Source organism: Streptomyces sp. NBC_01334 (genome assembly GCF_035983595.1).
GTDB classification, from domain to species: domain Bacteria; phylum Actinomycetota; class Actinomycetes; order Streptomycetales; family Streptomycetaceae; genus Streptomyces; species Streptomyces coriariae.
This window is the reverse complement of record NZ_CP130719.1, coordinates 143,020-164,117: the sequence shown is the minus strand read 5'-3', so window position 1 is coordinate 164,117 and position 21,098 is coordinate 143,020. Positions and strand designations below refer to the sequence as shown.

12 protein-coding genes and 5 pseudogenes are annotated in these 21,098 nt (G+C 65.8%); 10 read left to right on the top strand and 7 right to left on the bottom strand.

The window, feature by feature from the left end; all coding sequences use genetic code 11:
- Window positions 1-401 precede the first annotated feature (401 nt).
- From OG736_RS45235 to OG736_RS45225, 3 genes and pseudogenes are all read left to right on the top strand, one after another.
- Entirely contained in the window at window positions 402-1,667 is a 1,266-nt protein-coding gene (locus OG736_RS45235) for a ParA family protein (RefSeq protein ID WP_327188019.1), read from the top strand.
- Entirely contained in the window at window positions 1,664-2,830 is a 1,167-nt protein-coding gene (locus tag OG736_RS45230; protein WP_327188018.1) for a ParB/RepB/Spo0J family partition protein, read from the top strand. The genes OG736_RS45235 and OG736_RS45230 overlap by 4 nt, the downstream gene beginning before the upstream one ends.
- Before the next feature lie 134 nt (window positions 2,831-2,964).
- Window positions 2,965-3,652 (top strand): annotated as a pseudogene (locus OG736_RS45225) (DUF2637 domain-containing protein); the annotation flags it as partial.
- Window positions 3,653-5,399: 1,747 nt separating this feature from the next.
- Here OG736_RS45225 and OG736_RS45220 read toward each other — a convergent pair.
- Entirely contained in the window at window positions 5,400-5,969 is a 570-nt protein-coding gene (locus OG736_RS45220) for an RICIN domain-containing protein (RefSeq protein ID WP_327188017.1), read from the bottom strand.
- A 1,412-nt stretch (window positions 5,970-7,381) separates the two neighbouring features.
- Here OG736_RS45220 and OG736_RS45215 point away from each other — a divergent pair.
- Window positions 7,382-7,903 (top strand): RICIN domain-containing protein, encoded by a 522-nt coding sequence (locus tag OG736_RS45215; protein ID WP_327188016.1) that lies wholly within the window; start codon window positions 7,382-7,384, stop codon window positions 7,901-7,903.
- A gap of 640 nt (window positions 7,904-8,543) precedes the next feature.
- Here OG736_RS45215 and OG736_RS45210 read toward each other — a convergent pair.
- A protein-coding gene (locus tag OG736_RS45210) for an IS5 family transposase (protein ID WP_327188015.1) occupies window positions 8,544-9,412 on the bottom strand; the annotation gives its coding sequence in 2 pieces (ribosomal slippage) (window positions 8,544-9,047 and window positions 9,050-9,412; 867 coding nt in all).
- 32 nt (window positions 9,413-9,444) lie between these two features.
- Window positions 9,445-9,839: pseudogene (locus OG736_RS47425) on the bottom strand (IS701 family transposase); the annotation flags it as partial.
- 250 nt (window positions 9,840-10,089) lie between these two features.
- Here OG736_RS47425 and OG736_RS45200 point away from each other — a divergent pair.
- On the top strand, window positions 10,090-10,710 hold the full coding sequence (locus OG736_RS45200; RefSeq protein WP_327188014.1) for an RICIN domain-containing protein: 621 nt from the start codon (window positions 10,090-10,092) through the stop codon (window positions 10,708-10,710).
- Window positions 10,711-10,954: 244 nt separating this feature from the next.
- Window positions 10,955-11,356: a hypothetical protein gene (locus tag OG736_RS45195; RefSeq protein WP_327188013.1), complete on the top strand. Its 402-nt coding sequence runs from the start codon at window positions 10,955-10,957 to the stop codon at window positions 11,354-11,356.
- A 19-nt stretch (window positions 11,357-11,375) separates the two neighbouring features.
- Here the strand turns inward: OG736_RS45195 and OG736_RS45190 are convergent.
- From OG736_RS45190 to OG736_RS45180, 3 genes and pseudogenes are all read right to left on the bottom strand, one after another.
- Window positions 11,376-12,184: pseudogene (locus OG736_RS45190) on the bottom strand (IS5 family transposase).
- A 100-nt stretch (window positions 12,185-12,284) separates the two neighbouring features.
- Complete coding sequence (locus OG736_RS45185) at window positions 12,285-13,607, bottom strand: acyltransferase family protein (protein WP_327188012.1); 1,323 nt, start codon at window positions 13,605-13,607, stop codon at window positions 12,285-12,287.
- Window positions 13,608-13,905: 298 nt separating this feature from the next.
- Window positions 13,906-14,253 (bottom strand): annotated as a pseudogene (locus OG736_RS45180) (transposase); the annotation flags it as partial.
- Window positions 14,254-15,552: 1,299 nt separating this feature from the next.
- On the opposite strand from OG736_RS45180, the gene OG736_RS45175 reads away from it, so the two are divergent.
- The 4 genes and pseudogenes from OG736_RS45175 to OG736_RS45160 form a co-directional block, all read left to right on the top strand.
- Window positions 15,553-16,635: a bifunctional DNA primase/polymerase gene (locus tag OG736_RS45175; protein ID WP_327188011.1), complete on the top strand. Its 1,083-nt coding sequence runs from the start codon at window positions 15,553-15,555 to the stop codon at window positions 16,633-16,635.
- Complete coding sequence (locus tag OG736_RS45170) at window positions 16,632-18,161, top strand: DNA primase family protein (protein ID WP_327188010.1); 1,530 nt, start codon at window positions 16,632-16,634, stop codon at window positions 18,159-18,161. Before OG736_RS45175 ends, OG736_RS45170 begins: the two co-directional genes overlap by 4 nt.
- Before the next feature lie 160 nt (window positions 18,162-18,321).
- Window positions 18,322-18,705 carry a DUF6009 family protein gene (locus OG736_RS45165; RefSeq protein WP_327188009.1) on the top strand — a complete coding sequence of 128 codons (384 nt, stop codon included), beginning with the start codon at window positions 18,322-18,324 and terminating at the stop codon, window positions 18,703-18,705.
- Window positions 18,706-18,819: 114 nt separating this feature from the next.
- A pseudogene (locus OG736_RS45160) lies at window positions 18,820-19,107 on the top strand (transposase); the annotation flags it as partial.
- Between the two features lie 237 nt (window positions 19,108-19,344).
- On the opposite strand, the gene OG736_RS45155 reads toward OG736_RS45160, so the two are convergent.
- The gene (locus tag OG736_RS45155) at window positions 19,345-21,069 is read right to left on the bottom strand and encodes an acyl-CoA dehydrogenase family protein (RefSeq protein WP_327188008.1); all 1,725 of its coding nucleotides are present in this window, start codon (window positions 21,067-21,069) and stop codon (window positions 19,345-19,347) included.
- Window positions 21,070-21,098 lie beyond the last annotated feature (29 nt).

Below are 21,098 nucleotides of genomic sequence, written 5' to 3'. Positions count from 1 at the left end.
AACAACTTCGTTGAGACAGAACACGTGGGGGCCAGCGGCGAGCCAGGGGTGCGAGGCCCGCTGGCCTGGTTGAGGAGTCTGCGGCGTGAGGGCGAGGAGCCGCGAAGTGATTACGCCGTAATCGCCTGCGGGCGGGGGAGTGGTGACGGGGGAGTGATTACGCCGTAATCACCTCGAGCGTAGTTCGTGCCGCGGCCCTGGGCGCTGCGGCACGTGGGGGCCAGCGGCGAGCCCTGGGGTGCCTGGCCCGCTGGCCTGGTTGAGGAGCCCGCGGGGTGAGGGTGAGGAGTCGCCAGGTGATTACGCCGTAATCACCTGCGGGCACAGCCGTCCGTGCATCAACTTGGTCTAGGTAACGTGTCGCTGAGGTAGATGATCTACGACGTTAGTATGGTGTCACCATGAGTACCCCAGCCACCTCCAGCGACCGCGAGAAGGTCGTCTCCAAACTGCCGGCACGACTCCGGCAGAAGCTCAAGATCAGAGCCGCGCAGCTCGGCGTCGAAATCCAAAGCGCCGTCGAACAGGGCATCAAAGACTGGTGCACCCTGGCCTCGACGCCCACGACCGTCGACACCGCAGGCGCGGACTCCTTCTCCACCTGGATTCCGGCCGCCCAATGGAAAGAGTTCCGCGAGAGCGCCGGAGACCGGGGCGTCTCCCTCATCCAGGGCCTGGCTCAGGCCGTCCAACTCTGGCTCGACACCAACCCCGCCCCCGGCGTCCGACGTCCCGCCATCACCCGCCGCATCGTGGTCTGCAACCAGAAAGGCGGCGTCGGCAAGACCGCCATCACGGCCGGACTGGGCGAAGCACTCGCCGAAGACGCCGACTCCCTGCATCCCGTGCGGGTAGCCAAGGCCCTCACCAAGGCTTTGCGTGCCAGCGAGACGGAAGGCGGCGAGGCCGCGCTCGAAGACGGCGCCCTCGACATCGAGAATCTGCCCGGGCCCGGACAGCGCGTCCTGCTCGTCGACTTCGACCCGCAGTGCCACCTCACCAACCAGCTTGGCGCAAGCCCGCTGCCGCTCAACGGCGACAGTCTCACCAATCACATGGCTGGCGACCCCAAGGGCGACCTGCACGACCTGATCGTCGCCGTCGACGACGAAAGCTTCGACGGCCGCCTCCACCTGCTGCCCGCGTGCAACGACGCCTTCCTCCTCGACGTGCGCCTGTCTGCCGTCCGTGCCCGCGAAGCCGCTCTCGAGCGGGCCCTCGCTCCGCTCGAGAGTGATTACGACGTAATCATCGTCGACTGCCCGCCGAGCCTCGGGCTCAGCATGGACGCCGCCGCCTACTACGGCCGCCGCCGCGACGCCGAGAATCCCGGACAGTCCGGAGCGCTCATCGTCGTTCAGGCCGAGGACAGTTCCGCCGACGCCTACGAGCTTCTGACCACCCAGATCGAAGACCTGCGCAACGACCTCCAGATCGACATCGACTACCTCGGCATCGTCGTCAACCTCTACGACTCCCGCCGCGGTTACATCGCGACGTCTTCGCTCCAGGGGTGGGTCGACATAAAGGATCCGAGGGTGGTCGGGCTCATCGGCGACCTGAAGGAACAGAAGGAAGCAGTCCGCGTGAAGAAGCCCTTGCTGTCTTACGCGCCCAAGTCGCAGCAGGCCGTCGGCATGCGCGCACTCGCCAGGGAGGTGCTGTGAGCAAGGCCGACCAGCTGGGCAGCGGCAGGTTCGGCGGGTCCGTGCGCAACGTCAGCGCACGCCGCCAAGCCGTCGCCGCCGCTACAGGGGTCCCCACCGACGGAGTCGCCCCGCCGACCGAACTCCCCGTCCACCGCATCAGCCCGAACCCCGACAACCCCCGATCCAGCCTCGGTGACCTGACCGACCTGGCGGGCAGCCTCAGGACCCATGGTCAGAAGCAGGCCATCACGGTCATGAACCGGGACGCCTACATCAAGGCCAACCCCGACCGCGCAGCCGACCTCGAGCACGACATCACGCATGTGGTCATCGACGGCAGCAGCCGGCTTGCGGCAGCCCGCGAAGCCGGGCTCACCACCCTCAAGGTCATGGTCAGTGACGAGCAAGGCGGCACCTCCGAGGAGCTCCTGGAGTCCGCCCTCGTAGCCAACATCCACCGCCAGGACCTCGACGAGCTCGACGAAGCGCGCGCTCTCCAACGGCTCCTGGCCATCCACGGCAGTCAGCGCGCTCTCGCCAAGCGCCTGCACCGCTCGCAGGGCTGGGTGTCACAGCGCGTTGCTCTCCTCAACCTCACCCCCGAACTGCAGTCCAGGATCGGGCAGGAGTCCATCGACCTGCTGCGTGCCGTCGGCAACAAGCCCGCCGACCAGCAAGAGGCGGCTCTGGCAGAGCTGAAGGCGGAACGGGCGCGTAAGGAACAACAGCTCCGGGCGGCCGTCTCCCAGCCGGTACGAAAGGAGGCAGTCGAAGCTGCAGAGGCAGACGACCAGGCCGAAGGCACGCCGGAGGGTGACGCAGGCAATGACGACGTAAGCAATGACCGTCCCGTCATCAACTCCCCAGCCACACCGGCCACACCAGCCGAAGCGAAGCAGAAGGACGACGAGCCCGAACCCGAGCCGGAGCCTGACCAGGGCGTACCGGAACCGCGCAACGCTAAAGCGGGCCCGGCCAAGAAGGCGGTGGACAAGGAGGGCAGCCAGCCCCGCTCGCTGCCCTACGACGATCCGTGGTTCATCGCGATGCACCTCAAGCGGAAAATGGAAGAGCCGGCGTTCTTCGAACTGCTGCGCCAACTTGCCCAGGTCGGCCAAGAGCGCGACCCCGCGAAGTTCGCAGAGACCATGGCGCAGTTCACCGTTGAGCCGGCGAGTTGAGCCGCCGCAGGCGCCTCCCGCGAATCCGCGACGGGAGGCGCCAAAGGTGTCGCAGGGCCGCCAAGCACATGAAAGTGTGATGGTTGTTCAGGAAGTCCGATGCGGCAGGGGAGCGGTGCGTGGCTGACGGCGACATACCTCAGCTGACCCGGACGCACCGCGTTCTCATCGGCGTGGTCGTGACCGGCGCCGTGATCATCGCCGGAATCGGCTTCGCCGGTTCGTACGCGGCCGTCCGGGAACTGGCCCTCGAGAAGGGCTTCGGCAACTTCTCGTATGTTTTCCCGATCGGTATCGACGCGGGTATCTGCGTCCTGCTGGCCCTGGATCTGCTGCTGACCTGGATCCGCATCCCCTTCCCGCTGCTGCGGCAGACGGCGTGGCTGCTGACGGCGGCGACGATCGCCTTCAACGGCGCGGCGGCCTGGCCGGACCCGCTGGGCACGGGTATGCACGCGGTGATCCCGATCCTGTTCGTGGTGTCCGTCGAGGCGGCCCGGCACGCGATCGGCCGGATCGCGGACATCACGGCGGACAAGCACATGGAGGGCGTGCGCCTCACGCGCTGGCTGCTCTCACCGCTGCCCACCTTCCTGCTCTGGCGCCGTATGAAGCTGTGGGAGCTGCGCTCCTACGAGCAGGTGATCAAGCTGGAGCAGGAACGTCTCGTCTACCAGGCGAGGCTGCGTTCCCGCTTCGGCCGTGCCTGGCGCCGCAAGGCCCCGGTGGAGTCGCTGATGCCGCTGCGGCTGGCCCGTTACGGCGTCCCGCTGGCGGAGACCGCCCCGGCGGGTCTGGCGGCGGCGGGCATCGACGAGCCGCCGATCATCTTCACCGTCGAGCGGGTTCCTGCTCCCGCCTCAGCCCAGTCCGAAGGCCCCGCGCTCGAGGTCAGACCAGACCATGAGTCGGAAACAGCCGAACCGCCGAACATCGAGCCGCGCCCGAAGCAGGCTCCAGCCGTGGCGCCCGCGCGGCCAATCGAACCGGAGAAAGTCGCCGAGGGTGACGCCGAGCGGTTCGCTGAGGCCTACCAGGCGTTCATCACCCAGTTCCAGACCGAGCCAACCGTCACGCAGTGGGCGCTCTGGCTCCGCGACGCCTACGGCATCACTACGGGTGCGGGCGGCCCCCTCTCCGAGGCGCAGTTGCAGCCTCTCCTGCAAGTCCTCCAGGACCGCTACGCGTCGTACACCGCGGCTCCTATCAACTCGGACGAACCGCAGCAGGCGGACCAACCAGCCGACCATTGGTACGACTACTTCTACAGCGCATGGCGCAGCCACGAAGAGGAACGCGGCGTTTACCCTGATGCCGCTGCCCTCGCGGCATTCGTCTACGAGCGGGATGGCATCACCGGCAGCGGCGGCCGGCCCATCATCGGCGACGACCTGGTCGCCTTCGTCAAGAGCTTCCAGGAGCGCCGGTTCGGCAACAGCGGATCGGCAGCCGAGGAGCGAATTACCGACCCGAGCGCGCCAGTTGCACACGACTCCTCCGCCCAGGAGGAATCCGAGGTGACGCCTGCTGCCGCCGGTGCGCAGGCCGCGAAAGGGAAGCGCAGTCCCCAGGTGAACGCTGCTATCGACGATCTGACGCCAGAACCGGAAACCGTAACCGGAGAGCGCGTCGTCCTCACTACGGTCGACCGCTACTATCTGGCCTGGATGAACTACCAGACCGAACACGGGGGAGAACCGACCGGCGAGCAACTGTCCGACTACCTTGCCGAGAAGGGTCTGCACGGCCGTGGTGGAAAGCCGGTAAGCCCGTCAACGCTGCGCCGCTACTTCCTGCCGTCCCGGGTCTACAACGTCTGGGCCGAGCACCGGATGCGCAGTGACAGACCCGCAGCCGACGCCGTTGCGCAGCAATGCACAAGCCGTGGAATCACCGCCCAGTACGGCAAGCCCGTCACCACCGACTACATCACGGAGAACGCCGACGATTTCGAACGGCGGTGGCAGGCCCTCACCCGCCACCACGCCGACGCGCAGCAGTAGACCCGGGGCCGCGCATCCGCTGCGCTTCGGGGACTCCAACCGTCCCACCCGTCTGCGCAATCGATAAAACCCCTGATCAACACTGTATTGCGCAGACCGAGTGATCTTTGCGCAGCCCTGGATCTCGAGCCTCAACTCACAGCGCACTGCGCATCGGTAGATCGTCGGGTCCCCGAGGCCCCGACCAGGAGGGGCCTGCCACCAGCGTGCTGTCTGCACATCCATGCAACGGACATCGCAGGGCTCCCGCTGAACTTGGCCGCCTGGAGCACCTTGGCGTGGCCTGTCCGTGCACCGCGGGTCGGGACTGTCGTCACCACGGGCAGCGCAGCAATTGGGCATCTGACAGCACTCGACGAAGATCTACCTGGTCCGGCATGCAACAGAAGTTGCGCAAGCCGTACGGGAATCGCTGGGGGAGTAGCGCATCCGGTCGCCCGCGCCCAACGAGGTAGCCCTCGGGCTGGATTCCTTATTGGATGTACGCATATCGGCCCGATGACATGAGCCGGTTCTGGATTGAGTCACCCAGGCGACGCAATCCAGAACCCTTGATGGCTAATCGATCACGACGGCAGCCGCAGTGTCCAGCCCTGGTTGGCCGATCCGTCGCAGGTGAACTGGAGGGCCTGCGCGCCATTGGCGGTGCTGGCGCCGTCGATGCCGAGGCATTTACCGCTCTTCTTGTTGTACAGCTGGAAGGTGCCGTCCGGGTAGTTGGCGTTGTAGGCCAGCAACCAGTCCTGGTTGGCGTCGCCGGACGGTGTCGCAACGATGGCCGCCGCGCCGTTTGCGGTACTGGCGCCGTCGATGCCGAGATTTCCCGCGACGAGGCTATCGAAGCTGTAGTAATCGCCGTCGGGGACCGCTCCCCAGTGCTGATAGGAGGTGCTCTGATTCGCGGTCTGCTGGACGACCGTGGCGCCGTTGCCTGTGCCGGTGGGCTGCAGGAACTTCCCCGACTTGTAGTTTCTGATGCCGTAGGTGGTTGCCGCAAGGGACTGCCCGCTCGGCGCCGTTGCGGCCTGCCCCCAGTCGTCGGTCTGCGGCGACTGGGCGTGAGCGATCGCCGGGCTGGCCACTGCCATCAACGTCCCTGCGACGACTGCAGCAAACGCGGATCGTGTTGTGTGCATGACATCTCCTGTGCGTCGTGTTGATGTTGCTGCGAGTACTCAACCAAACACGCGGAGGCGTTGCTAGATCATTCGCGGACTTAGGCCGAAAGCGCTTTCTTGCGGTGCCGGTCCGCAGCAGCCCATAGCGGCCGCCAACGAGAACGCCTGATGGCGCCCGTCCATGCCGGCTGAGGAGTGCGACCGCACCGGAAGCGGATCCTCGATAGCCAACCTCGGGAAGCCCACTGACGCGGTTCACCATGGCGGGAGAAGGCGTTGACGTCGGGCCAGGTCACCGGCCCATTGATGCCAACTGGACTAAGGGGTGGCGAGCGGCTGCGTGCACCTTGCGCCAAGCATCTGGTTCGGTGAAGCGGAACTCCTTGCCTCGCTTCGACACCGGCTGCCCGGCGATGGGATTCAGCGACGAGGTACGGGCCTGGCACGGCAGCTGCGCCGAACGCGGCCTGGCGGCGTCCGACTGCAGTCAAGCTATGCAGAAACAAGCCATGCGACGGCCTCGAATCCGATGCCGAGGATCAGCGATGTGTCTCTTCCAGGCAACGCCCCGGGTGGTGACCAGGCTTTGGTGCTGTCGCCAGCGGACGAAGGTCGTCATGTCCGCGGGTGCCGCGCCCATTTCCTTCTGCGGGACGTCAGGCCCACTGGCCGGTATCGGCGACATTGCGCAGGGCCGGGGGTTCCGGCGGCGGTCCGATCGGGCTCAGTGGGAATCAGGGGCAACGCGACACAGGCGGCGAATCCAGGCTTGGGCACGGTAGTTGGCAGGGCGCTCCGCCCAAAGCTGGCGGTGCTGGACGTGGCTACGGCGGCGCCGCCGGGGCCTTCGCGCGGCACGGCGACCAGACCAACGGTAGGGCCGGGCAGGACGGCGTCGTGATCCTCGATCTCTTCGCCTGACTCCCACGTTCGAACGGACTCCGCGAGGGCTATGTGGGGGTGGTAAAGAGACATGAGGCATGTGAGGCAACTAGGTTGAGTGAACACTCCCGGGCAGCGGAAGCACTGGCGTGGGGGTCGGGCGGCTGGCTGTTCGGACGGACGGCACGGCCAGAGGCCGCGCCTCTTCTGCTGCGCTGGGGTAGGCGCCTTCTCCCGCCATGGTGAACCGCGTCAGTGGGCTTCCCGAGGTTGGCTATCGCGGATCGGCTTCCGGTGCGGTTGTACTCCTCAGCCGGCATGGACGGGCGCCATCAGGCGTTCTCGCTGGCGCACACCCCGGCAGCCGTTAAGGGCTGATGCGGACCGACACTGCAGGCAAGCGCTTTCGGCCTAAGTCCGCGAATGATCTAGCGATGCCTCCGCGTGTTTGGTTGAGTACTCGCGGCAACATCAACACGACGCTCGGAGATGTCATGCGCACAACACGATCCACGGCCGCGTTTGCTGCAGTCGTCGCAGGGACGTTGATGGCAGTGGCCAGCCCGGCGATCGCTCACGCCCAGTCGCCGCAGACCGACGACTGGGGGCAGGCCGCAACGGCGCCGAGCCTGCAGGCCGCTGCGGCAGAGATCTTCGCCATCAGGAACCACAAGTCGGGGAAGTACCTGCAGCCCACCGGCACAGGCAACGGTGCCACGGTCGTCCAGCAGACCGCGGCTGACAGCTCCTATCAGCACTGGGCAGCGGTCCCCGACGGCGATTACTACAGCTTCGATAGCCTCGTCGCGGGAAATCTCGGCATCGACCACGCCAGTTCTGATGCCGGCGCGGCGGCCATCGTCGCGACACCGTCCGGCGACGCCAACCAGGACTGGCTCCTGCGCGCCAACTCCAACTACCCCGACGGCACCTTCCAGCTGTACAACAAGAAGAGCGGTAAATGCCTGGGCGTCGACGGCGCCAGCACCGCCAATGGCGCGCAGGTCTTCCAGTTCTACTGCGACGGATCGGCCAACCAGGGCTGGACGCTGCGGCTGCCCCCGTCGTGATCGATTAGAAGTCGTATCTCAACGAACGTGATCCCTTTATCTGCTGGATCAGGCCTGGTTCCGCGCGGGTGAGGAAGGCATACCGACGTCTTGGGTCCACTTCATGCCCGAGGGGGTGCGGTGGCGTCGGTGCTGGAGGAGCGGAGGCGGCTGCCGGCGCGCGGCTGGCCGAGGTGTTGGAGGCCGCGGAGATCGAGTTGGACCGGCGGCTTGCCAAGGACCTCAGCCAGAGCGCCAGCAGACTGGGTGCGGATATAGGGTTCCTGGCCTCCACCGCCGGGTGGCGCAAGCATCTGGAGACGAAGTGGAGGGGCCTCTGCCCCGGCTGGGAGCCGTACCAAAACACCCTGTTCTGACTCTTTCTCTGGTTCGTCTCCACCGGCAACCGTTGTGCTGTCCGTTGCACCGCCCCACTACTGCTGTCGAGCTGCTGTGGGTGTCGCTCCGCGGTGATGGCCGGAGCACGCTTGAGTGATCGGTTGAAGGCGTCCTGTCGGCCCAATGAGCCTGCCCTGCATATTCCTTGTAGGACTCCGTTAGATTGCTCTGGCTCTTGGGTTTTGGCTGGTGGTGCGGTGGCAGGTCGTGCGGGTACCGCTCCAGCAGGTCTTGGATGCCGTCGAGGATCTAGGGTCCGTCTTCAAACGGGTGGTGCCCAGAGCAGGAATGACGCGAGACTGACCGCTGCTTCGTAGGAGGTGGCGGTCTTGTCGTATCTGGTGGCGATGCCTCGGAAGCTTTTGAGGCGGTTGCAGCAGCGCTCAACTACGTTGCGTCGGCGGTAGATCTGCCGGTCGAATGCTGGTGGGCGTCCGCCGCGACGGCCGCGGTTGTGTCGGTGTCGCCGCTGGTCGCTCTTTTCCGGGATGGTGCACGCGATGCCGCGTTTGGGCAGGTAGAGGCGGAAGCCGCGGGAGCTGTAGGCCTTGTCCGCGATGACCCGGTCGGGCCGGCAGCGGGAACGTCCAAGGCCGGCCCGCGGCACCCGGATCCGTTCCAGGAGGGGACGTACGCAGATGCTGTCGTGGCGTTGGCCGGGTGTGAGCAGGATGGCCAGGGGTCGGCCGCGTCCGTCGCAGGCAAGGTGGACTTTGGTGGTCAGCCCTCCTCGGGATCGGCCGAGGGCGTGATCGTATGGTTCGTCCGGCCGGTGGATCCCCCTTTTCGGCCGGTGGCGGCGGCGTGCTGGTGGGCGTGGACGATGGTGGAGTCGATCTGGACGAGCCAGTCGATGTCGCCGGCCGCGTCGGCGTGCGCTTGGATGTGCTGGAGTGCCCGGGTGAACACGCCCTCCAGGGCGTAACGGCGGAAGCGGGTGTAGACCGTCTGCCAGGGCCCGTAGCGTTCCGGCAGGTCACGCCAGGAGATCCCGGTCCGGATCTTGTACACCATCTCGTTGATGACCTGCCGGTCCTCCACTCGCGGACGGCCCGTCGCGGCCCGCGGTATCAGCGGAGCGAGCAACTCCCACTCCTGATCGGTGAGTTCATGGCGGCGTATCCCCACCATGATCCACCACCCGATGATCTTTGAAGACGGACCCTAGTAGAGGGTGAGTCCGCTGTACCGGCCTTTGGGACCACTGTTCGGTGAGTATGGCGTGCGGGGCGGTGACCAGGGTGACGTGGTGGTGCCAGCCGTTCCAGGAGCGGCCTTCGAAGTGGCCAAGGCCGAGGCCGTGCTTGAGTCCCCGGTAGTCGGTCTCGATGCGCCAACGGATCTTCGCGAGGCGGACCAGTTCGGCGAGGGAGAGCATGTCGGCCAGGTTGGATTCGGTGGGCGCCTCGGCGCCCTCAAGCCATTCGACCAGCAGTGTGACCTCGAGCAGGACACCGTCCCAGCAGTTCTCGTCTGTGGCGGCGGCCTGCGCGGGGCGTCGGGATCTGCCCCCGGCCGGCCGCACCCGCAGGGACTGGAAATTCGAACGCATCGGTGGTGCGACGCGTCGTCTTCCCTGGCGGAGGGGCACCATCGCGACATCTGCCTTAATTCCATGGGGTTGTGTCATTTTTACTTTGTTCGGCGTATGGCAGCTGCCTCTGCGATGACACCCGGCTTGGCACGGCCTAGGGCAGGGTGGGCTCATGGTGCTGACCTGCGGCTCCCGCTATAGGAGGCGCATGTTGGCATCGTGATCACGCCAGTCAGGCGCGTCGAATAAGCATTTTCGGCCGAAGATATCGAACGTGATAGCGAATCTGTCGATGGATTGCTTTAGTACTCCCGACAACATCGACGGAACCAACTGCAAAGGGAGACATGTCATGCGCGCAACATGCACGCAGGTCATCGCGACCATGGTGGCCGGAGTGCTGCTGGCGTTGGCGAGTCCAGCGCTTGCACACGCCGACTCATCGCCGAACAGTGATCCGACTGGGTCAAGCCAGCTCGCTGTCGGCACTTCCCGGCTAAAGAACCTCAAGTCCGGAAAGTATCTGCAGGCAGCAAGTACCGCCAACGGCGCCCGAATTTATCAGCAGTCTTATTCCTCCAGCCCTCTGCAGACGTGGGAAATCTACTTGTTCGACGGCTTCTACACGTTTGAGAACTTCGGAGCGGGACGAAACCTAGGAATCGATGGTGCCAGCAGTGAGTCTGGCGCGGTGGCCATCATCGCGAATGGGTCCAGCGACACGAACCAAGATTGGATCCTCGATTACGAACCCTATGACGGGGGCTACTTCAGACTTCTGAATCGTAAAAGCACCAAGTGCCTCGGTATTTCAGGTGGCAGTACCGCAAATGGCGCACAGGCTGCTCAGTTCACCTGCGACTTGTCGAACAATCAGGGCTGGATCTGGGAATGAATAGTGAAGGACGGGTTTGCGCCATAGATAGGCGCATCTTGCAGGCTCTGCGCCAGCCGGAAGACGTTTAAATGCTGAAAGGACGCCCTGGAATCATGGATCCGGGGCGTCCTGTGTTTCGGGCAGAAGCCCTATGAGCTCGTAACACGATCATGCGCCCCAGTTCCAGTAGTCGTGTCGTGGTGGAGCGTGGGAGCGTGGCCCTGGATCGTGGGCGATGGCCTGTGTGGGGAAGGGGGGCTGGATGAGCGTGGTGTGGGCGGCGACGTCGCCGGAATCGGGACTGTTCCATCCGGTTGAGAGGCGTTCAGAGGTGAAGGATCTGTCAGACCGCTTCAACGAGTTGCGTTCCCGTGGTCAGGGATACGTCGAGCTTCGGTCGCCGGACAGGGAGTTCCCGGTGCTGATCCTGGCCTTCCGAGATGATCACGCGGTTGTCCATCTGGTGAGTGACACCGAGCGGATGTCTCTGCTCGTAGGAGACGGCACCGTACCCTCGGGTGCCGAGGTCGAAGTCCCGATCATGGACGACCTCGCCGCGTTCACGGGCGGCTTTGTCCTGGACATCGATCGGGCGTGGGACCTGGTGCACGACTTCACCCAGACGCGGGCGGCCGGCCCTCTGGGCGAGTGGTGTGAGTTGTAGCCAAAAGCTCGTGACACGATCATGATCGGCGCCTCTTCAGCCGCCTCCAGCAGATGAGGCCACAGGCCAATGAGACGAAGGCGTCGTGGAGTTCGGTTCGGCGTTCCCAGCGGACGGCGAGGCGTTTGAACTGGTGGAGCAGGGCGAAGGTCTGCTCGACGACGTGGCGGAGTTTGCCCAGGCCCTTGATGTTCGGGGCGCCTTTGCGGGAGATGACTGGCAGGATTTGGCGGCGTCGCAGCTGATGGCGCACGGCCTTCGAGTCGTAGGCCTTGTCGCCGAGGAGTGAGTCGGGGCGTCTGCGCGGGCGGCCGGGCTTCCCGGCGACGGGTGGGATGCCGTCGACGAGGGCGAGGGTCTGGGTGACGTCGTTGACGTTGGCCGCGGTGGTGACGGCCTTGAGCGGGGTGCCGCGTCCGTCGCAGATCAGGTGGTGCTTGCTGCCCGTCTTCCGCCGGTCGACCGGCGACGGACCGGTGTCGGCTCCCCCTTTTTCGCGCGGATGTGGGAGCCGTCCACACACGCCCTGGACCAGTCGAGTTCGCCGACCGCATGCAGCTCGGCGAGCAGAATTCGGTGGAGTTGCTCGAAGACTCCGGCCTTCTGCCAGCGGTCCAGGCGCCGCCAGCAGGTCTGTCCGGAGCCGAACCCCAGCTCCAGCGGTAGGAGTTGCCAGGCTATGTCGTTGTGGAGCACGTACAGGATGCCCTGCAGACACAGGCGGTCCGCCACCGGCCGCGGCCCCGGCGACTTCTGCGGTCAGGGCGGCAGCAACGGCTCGATCAGCGCCCACAAGTCGTCGTCCACGATCCACGGCCGAGTGCTCACAGCATCTCGAACGGCGGAATCGTCACATCGGTCACGCCCGACCAGGGCACCTCAACAAGATCGTGTTACGAGCTCTATGTGCCGCCTGCATAGGCGCTCGTCACGGCGATCGGACGCGACGTGCAAGCAGCTTGCGCCCCCAAGCTTGGCCAGGCGCTTCGATGTAACGGTAGGTCATCACGCATAGGGGAAGCAGCACGGCATAGAAGGCCACTTCAAGCACGGGGTTGTCTTGCTGCCACCGGCCAATCGTGCCGTCAGTCACTGCCAATAGCACCGGATGCACGAGGTAGACCGAGTAGCTGATCGTGCCGAGGCCGGTCAGCCAGCGCGGTATCCGCCGACGACGCAATGCCAGTCCAGCACCGAAGGTGAGCATGGCTAGCACGAATGCCATGATCCAACCGCGGCGTGTGGAGTGAGACCCATCGCCATACCAATATGCACTGCCCACAGCGCATGCCATCACCACGGCGGCGGTGCAGGCTGCATGCCGCCATGTGTTCTGGCCTATTTCGGCCCGGTAGACGGCCGTACCGAGGAACATCACCGCAAGAATCACTAGCCCCTCCCATATGGGTACCACTCCGTTGAAGGGCACCAGGGCGAGCGCCAGCACTCCGCCCAAAACGCCCCCGAACATCCGGAGCGCCGGGGACTTGGCGCTGGCGCAGGCGATGGCGACCACCATGGTGATTGAGGCGAGGGCTATGAGCAGGCCAGTGCCCACCGCACCAGACAGGGCGGAGACCGGCAAAGTGACCCCGAACATGACGCTCGCGGCAGCGAGCATGGTGAGGATGACGGCTACTTCCGCCGATCGCTGGTGCAGGCGGACCGTGAAGAGTGCAACAACCAGCAGATAGAACGCCATCTCATATGAAAGGGTCCACAGAACGAGAAGAAGATTTGGGGTCCCCAAGAGTTCTTGGAGTAGCGTCACATGGGCAAGTGCCACACTGGCGACACTCTGCCCGGCGAAGTCACGGACATGCGCAACTCCCAACAGATTTGCCGCGAGTATGGCAGTGACAGCAGTGGCCCAAAGCGGGTATATGCGGAACAGTCGTCCTATCCAGAAGGTGCGGACGCAGCCTCGGCGCTCCAGTGAGGCAGGGATGATGTATCCGCTGACAAGGAAGAACACCATGATGCCGTAACGGCTGGTGTTGAATTCCGGCATCAGCTCTCGCCGGAAGGCCGCCATGAAGGCGTACGAAGAGTGGTCAAACACCACAACGAGTGCTGCAATACCGCGGAGCGCGTCCAGCCAGCCCCACCGCGATGCATGAGGGGTTGTGGCGGATTGTGATTTTTGCAGCACGAAGAGTGACCGCTCTGGTCGGGGAGGGGCGGGGGCCGGGGGTTCCATGCCCATATTCACGTGATCTCCCGCGCAGATGTTCAGCTCCATGCTGATCATCTGCCAGTGTGTCTCAAAGCCGATGCGTGGGGTAGGCGGATCCGGTCTGAGGTGATCACACCGAATATCCGGGTTGATCAGAATGGCACCAACACGCAAGCAGGACCGTGTCGGCAGCCGTCGCTGGTGTGACGTCAGTGGTCGATGGTGAAGGCAACTTTTAAACTTTTACGGCAACAAAGGCGCACAGATAGAAGAAACCGTCAACTTGTCCGAATGGGGTTGGCGGTCGTGGCCTGTCTCGTAAATGCTCTCCGAGTCGTCTCGGGCATGGTTGGCTGCGGTGGGGTCCGCTGAGCTATCGGGAGAGGGGGAGATTGTGCATCCTTGAGATGCCGAACATGGCGTGGTGGACGCTGTCGCCCTTGAGGTGGCAGTCGCGCAGGATCTTCCAGGTCTTCGTGCGGGCGAAGACGTGCTCGACGCGGGCCCGGACCTGCGTGTGGGACTTGTTGTGTTCCTCTTTCCAGGCCGGGAGTTCGTTCTGGCCGCGTTCGCGGCGGTGCGGGATGACGAGTGCGGTGCCCGGGGAGCCGCCGTTGGCGATCGTGAGGGTCTTGCCGACGGCGGCCTTGGCCGCGGGGTCCTCCCACGCCTCGCAGTCGTTGCGGTTCCCGGCGGGTGGGCGGCCCACCACGACGACCAGGCATGGCTATGGCGGCAGGCCTGCTGGCGCGCCGCGCCAGCCCCTGCACGGGCAAGCAATCCTCGAGGGCACAGAGCCGCAGCCACTGCGCTAGCCCTCTACTTTGCTGCCGTCGCCGCCTACACGTTAAGCCACCCCTACAGCAGACCGTCGCCGGGTGCATCAACCTCTGAGGCGGCCTGCCTGGCAAAATGTGGGTGATGGGGGCATCTTCCGTTGATCCATGCTTGCTTGCCATGGTCCCTTGCGATCGAATCCACATAGCCGGCTGCGCGTAGTCCGGTTGGCCGAAGCGACTGAAGCGACTGAACGTCGGCGCTGTTGGTGGCAGCGTGCAGCGGTGACGCTCAGGTCGAGCTCTCGGTCGCTTCAGTCGCTTTCCACTCCGCGCGCGGAGCCTTCGAGGTGCTGAGCGGCAAGGCCGATGATGCCTTCGGATCACCTCAAACGGCCGGCCTGGAACAGTGCTTGGGACGTGGCTACCCGCGGCCTTGCGTCAGCGAAATTTAGTCCGGTCGCACCCCTTTGTCCGCAGGGACGAGGGATCCGGGGCAACAGCCTCATGCGAGGGGGAGAGAGATCTTCGTGCTGGGCGTGATGGCACGCCTGCCAGCGGGCTCTCGGTGGGACAGTTGCTCTGAACCCGCAAAGGACGCCCAGTATGCGAGCGAAGCAGGGTTTCGGCTCCTTCGGGCCCTGTGTTCAGTCCCTAGCTGAACATGCAGGTCACAAGCCCAGAGATGCCCGATCAGGGACTGAAGGGACTCTAGTCTGGAATTATGAGTGAGCTCTGTATGTGCGTACGCGCGGGCGCATCAGCTACAGGTGTGAATGCTGGCCCATAATTAGCGCCCTCAGTCCCTACAGTCCCTCAGAGGTGGGGTAAACGCGGTCTGGCCTGGGAAAATCTTCAGGGACTGAGCTGAGGGACCGAAGAGCAGCCACGTTCATACCCCCTTCCGGGGTTGGTCCTCACGGAGCCCCATCAGCCCCCCGCGGGATCTGAACAGCGCGTACCTGAAGCGCGACCTCGGTCCCTCCAGACACTCCGATAACGGGCATTTCCGCCACTAGTCGTCTCCGGTCCCTCCCATCCAGAGACCGAAGGGACCGTAGGGACCCGGAAGCTGATAGACCGCCACGCGGGGGAGCTGCTCACTTCCCCCGCCTCCGGGTCCTAGACTCTCTTCGGAAACACAGTCCCTACAGTCCCTCCGGTCCCTGGTGCAGCAAGCTGGACCAGGCTGAGGAGGCCGTCAGGGACTGAGGGAAGCAGACCTCGGCAGAAGGAACAGACTCGTGTCCGGCCCCGGTGCGAAGCGAGCGCCCGCAACAACGGCGCGGCCAGCGGCTTCCCATGCCGTAGCCCGGTGGTGCGCTGACCAAGGATGGCCGGTCCATCCGCTCGCCGCAGGTCGCAAGACGCCCGCCGCGAACTGCCAAGCCTGCAGGGACCACCACCACGCGCCGGTCGACTGCTCCTGCCTCCCCGCTGGCCGACCGTGCCACGGTTTCCACGCTGCGACCACTGACCTCGCACAGATCGACAGCTGGTGGTCCGGCGACGCGTCCTGGGGAGTTGGCGTCGCTTGCGGAAAGGCCGACCTGGTCGTCATCGACATCGACGCACACCCCGCACCGGTACCTGACCGTAACCGGCTGCTTCCCGGCATTCCCATTCACGACTCCGTTAACCTTCAGGGCCTGGCGTCCGGTTTCGACACACTCGCGCTCCTCGCGGCGCTGCGTCGGCAGCCCAGCCCGGCTGAAGACGACAGCACCCTGCGCGTGCGTACTCCGTCCGGCGGTCTCCACGTCTGGTACCGCAACCCCCATCCGGCCGTACGGTTTCGCTGCTCGACCGGATCCAGCGCCAAGGTCGCCCTGGCCTGGCAGGTCGACGTACGCGCCGATGGCGGCTACATCGTCGCCCCCACCACCCGCACCACCCAGGGCACCTATCTGGCCGAGGGCACCGCCCGTCTCCCCGCCCCACTGCCCGAATGGCTCGGTGAGGAACTCGTGAGGACCGGCCACATGATCCAGCGCCCGGTGGCCCGTCCCCGGCTCGCGGTGCCTCGCAGACGCCGCCACGGAGCTCCTCCCGGCGGGCAGCGCGTCCTTGACCCCCTGCTCATGGACGTGGCCGAGTGCGCGGCAACGCCTGAAGGCGCGTCCTTCACCGAAAAGCTCAACAAGGCCGCCTACACCGCCGGAGGACTCGCAGCGGCCGGCCACCTTGACGAACAGACCGCGCGTACCCTGCTGCTTGAAGCGGCCGCTGCTGCCCGCCCCTGGCAGAGCACCCGCAACGAACGCATCATCGACGACGCTCTCGCCGCCGGATCCGCACGTCCGCTCCACCTCGAAGGACGCTCATGAGCAGCGCCGAATCACCGCGCTTCGACGCCAGCGCCGCCGCTCAGCAGATGTTGGACCTCGAACATCCAGTCCACCCTCCGGCAGGGCTCCCCGCCCAAGCCAACACCTCCCCGGTGGCAGCGCCCTCGTGGGCGCAGCCGGCCCCCCTGCCCGGGACACTCACCGACCGGGGCAACGCCAAGCTCTTCGTGAAGCTTTTCCGCGATCAGTTCCGCCACGTCGAAGGCCTGGGCTGGTTCTCTTGGGACGGCTACCGATGGAAACGCACCGGCGGCGAGAAGGCAGCTCTGTGGGCCGCGGGCGAAATGGCCGAGGACATGCCTGACACCGACCCGCGCGGCTTGTTCAGCGACCGTGAGCTCCACCTGCACAAGAAGCGCACCCTGTCGACGACCGGGATGAAAGCTCTTCTCACCCAGGCGAAAGCCTCCCCGGATCTCTCCGTGGACCCTGACACTCTCGACGGGGACCCCTATGCGCTGTGCACCCCGGCCGGCGTCGTCGACCTGAACACCGGGCTGCTGCGCAAGCCCGACCCCACCTGCGACTTCCATTCCCGTGCTACGAGCGTTGCACCGCAGGCGATCGAGACCCCGCGCTGGCACCGCTTCCTGCACGACACCTTCGGCGACGACGCCGAAGGCCAGGAAATGATCAACTTTCTGCACCTGCTGCTGGGCTACTCCATCACCGGTGACGTCGGCGCCCAGGTCCTGCCCTTCCTGCACGGCCACGGCAAGAACGGCAAGAGCGTCCTGCTTGACACCATGATCCAGATCCTGGGCGACTACGCGGACGCAGCACCACCTGGATTCCTCATGGACCGTGGGGCGTTCTCCGAGCACTCCACCGAACTCACCGAGCTCCACGGCCGCCGGCTGATCGTCTGCAGCGAACTCAAGCCCAACGACAAATTCGACGAAGCCCGCGTCCGGCTTCTGACCGGCGGAGACAAGATCAAGGCCCGCCGCATGCGGCAGGACTACTTCTCCTTCACCCCCACCCACCACCTGTGGCTGCTCGGCAACCACCGCCCCGAAGTCTCCACCGGGGGCTTCGCCTTCTGGCGCCGCATCCGCTTGCTTCCCTTCGAGCGCACCGTCCCCGACCACCGCAAGATCGACAACCTGGCCTTCGAACTCGTCCGCGACGAAGGCCCCGGCATCCTGCAGTGGCTCATCGAAGGGGCCCGCCGCTACCTCGCCACCCGCGACAATCTCGAAGGTCCCGACCGCGTCCGCATCGCCACCACCGCCTACGCGAACACCGAAGACCACATCGGCCGCTTCCTCACCGAATGCTGCACCCGCGACCTCGACGTCCAACCCGACCTGCGCGTCGAGCAAGGCCTGCTGTACACCGCCTACGCCTCCTGGTGCAGCGTCGGCGAAGGCATCCGCCCTGCCGGCGCCCGCGCCTTCGCCACTCGCGTCCGGCAGGAAGTCGGCCTCGCCTCACCCGCCGACATGATCAAATCGAACGGCCGTAAGTACTACCCCGGCCTCGCTCTGCTGGACACACCGTGATGAACCAACTCCTGCACCAGCGCAGCGCACAGACGCCCCTGCACACTCCCGCCCGCCGGGCCTACCATGAACCTGCGGGGCCGGGCTCGCCAGCGAATAGCACACCGCACCACGAGACGGTCCACCATCCGGCCCGGCACACAGAGGAGGGGCAGCAGCCATGAGCTCGCTACTGACCGAGGGCGATCTCACCCACGAAGCACACGTGGTGTGGCTAGAAGACCCCGAGAACCTCGACTACGTCCGCCAAGCCCTCGACAAGACCCCACGTCGGCGCAACAAACCCCGCTACGCCCGCGACGGCCGCATGGTCGGCTACGCCGAACTCGACGACCACGCCGAAGCCGACCCGGACAGCGGCCTCTACCGGCGCCGCGTCTTCTTCCTTCTCCCGCACGACCGTGATACCCAGCCCGAAGGCCTGTATCAAGAGGGTGCTCCCGGCGAAGCCGTCGATCCCCGCACAATCGACGTCAGGAAGGTTGGGGAGAAGACACCCCGTTCACAACAGGGCCCCGCCGCCATAACGGGTACCCGCACCTGACGCCCCTTCTCGGGCAACGCCGCGGCCTGCAGACTCCGCGCATAATTGATCGTTTCAGAATGAGTTGAGCTGCGGGTCTGGTGCTCGACAATCTTGGTCGGCAGGGTGTCCGGGGTGCGTGCCGATCTTGTTCCTGATGACCTGTGGGAGCGGGTGGCCGCGCTGCTGCCGCCTGCTCCCTGGCACTCGCCGGTGTGATGTATGTGCTGCGGACCGGTGTTGCATGGTGTGATGTCCCCGCGGAGACGGTGGGCTGCTCCGGGGTGACGGCCTGGCGCTGGCTGCGGGATTGGACCGAGGCGGGCGTGTGGCCGCGCCTGTACTGCCCTGCTGGCCGAGCTTCGCTGTGCCGGCCTGCTGGACCTGGATGACTGCTCCGTGGACGGGTCACACGTCCGCGCCGAACCGCTCCCGCAGCGCCGAACCCGCCACCCGCACGGCGATCGCGGTGTTGCTCCAGCGGGGCCGTCCACACGTTGTGCTCGACGGCGAAGCGGACGGTGTCCTCGTAGAACGTGCGGGGCCGTCGCGGACGCCGGGGTGTGAGAGCCCGGTGCTGTGTCGGCGCCGGCAGGATGCGGCGGTGATGGCCGGGCCGTGCGGCGCGGCCACCACCGGGACGGGTACGGCGTGACGTGCCTACGGGGCCGTCTCGTACGCGCCGGACAGTGCCTCGACCTGCTGCCAGACTCGCTCGGTGCGTGCCGGGTCGACGACGGGCCGCCGGACCGCGCCCAGCGCCCATTCCTGCTGCTGGCGGGTCGCCGAGTCCTTGCCGTGCAGTTCTACGGCGTGTGCGGAGAAGTCCCTTACGAGGACGGCGAAGAGTTCGTCGAGCACGTCTTCGTCGAGGCCGGTGAGGCGGGACTGTTCCAGGACGAGCTGTGCGTGGACGACGAGGGCGAAGAGCTGGCCGACGGCGAGGAGGAGGTCGAGGTCGCGGCTCTGTTCGGCGTCGGGGGCCGCGGTGGCGACGAACTCGCACAGGGCGTCGGCCTGTTCGCGCAGCCGAGCGACGTTGGGCAGGTGCGCGCACGACTCGAAGGCGGGCCGCCAGTCGTGGAAGCGGACCGAGCCGAGGCCGCGGGCCGGACCCTGCCGGAACAGGAAGGTGTCGTCGGCGGCGTCGAGGCGGGTCGGCACGTCGGGGTAGGCGGCCGGATCCAGGAGGTGGCTGCGCATGAACTTCAGGATCAGCGCCAGGTTGACGTGGACAGTGCCCTCCAGCTTCGGCAGTCCGCGGATCTCCACGGCCGCCTGGGCGAAGTAGTTGTCCTTCTCGAAGCCCTTGGCGGCGATGACGTCCCACATCAGGTCGATGACCTTCTCGCCCTCCGTAGTCACCTTCATCTTCGTCATCGGGTTGAAGAGCAGGTAGCGGCGGTCCTCGGGGCCGGCGCAGCGGAAGTAGTCCACGGCACGGTCGCTGAACAGCTTCATCCCGACGAGCCTGACGTAGGCGTCGGTCAACTCGCGCCGCACGTGCGGGAAGGCGGTGACGGGACGGCCGTAGAGGAGGCGGTTGTGAGCATGGGTGACAGCCTCGTACATGGCGTGTTCGCAGATGCCGATCGAGGCGGTGCACAGGTTGAACTTGCCGACGTTGACGGTGTTGAGGGCGGCGTCGAAGGCGGCGCGGCCGGTGTGCAGGACGTCCTCGGCCTGGACGGGGTAGTCCTCCAGGCGGAACTCGCTGACGAACTTGGACGAGTCGACGACGTTCTTGAGCAGGTGGTAGGCCGGGTGACGGCTGTCGGCGGCGAAGAAGACGTAGCCGTCGGGGCCCTCGACGTCGGAGCGGCGGCCGAAGACGGAGACGAGTCCGGCGGCATTGCCGTTGCCTATGTAGTACTTGGAGCCGGTGGCACGGAAGCCGCCGTCGCCGTCCGGCTCCAGCAGCATGTCGGTGGAGTAGATGTCGGCGCCGTGCGACTTCTCGGACAGGCCGAAGGCGAACACCTCGCCCTGGTCGAGGAGTTGGGCGGCGCGGTCACGGGCGGCTGCGTTGTCGCTCTGCCAGACCGGGCCGAGGCCGAGGATGGTCACCTGCCAGGCGTACCAGTAGTCCAGGCCGTAGAAACCGAGGATCTCGTTGAGCGCGGCGATGCGGGCGGTGTCCCATCGCTTGTCCGCTTCTCCCGCTCCGGCGGCGGAGGAGGGCGTCAGGAAGGTGGCGAACAGGTTCTCCTTCGCGGCGAAGACGAGGAAGTCACCGAGCCAGGCGCGTGTGCGGTAGTCCTCGATCAGCTGTCGCTTCCCACGTGCCTCGAACCAGTCGACGGTGGCACGCAGCAGGCGGCGCGTCTCGGAATCGAAGTGATCGGGGTCGTAGGTGCGCGGGTTGAAGAGAGGTTGGTCAGCCATGGTGAGGACCCCTTTGGGCTGGAGGACAG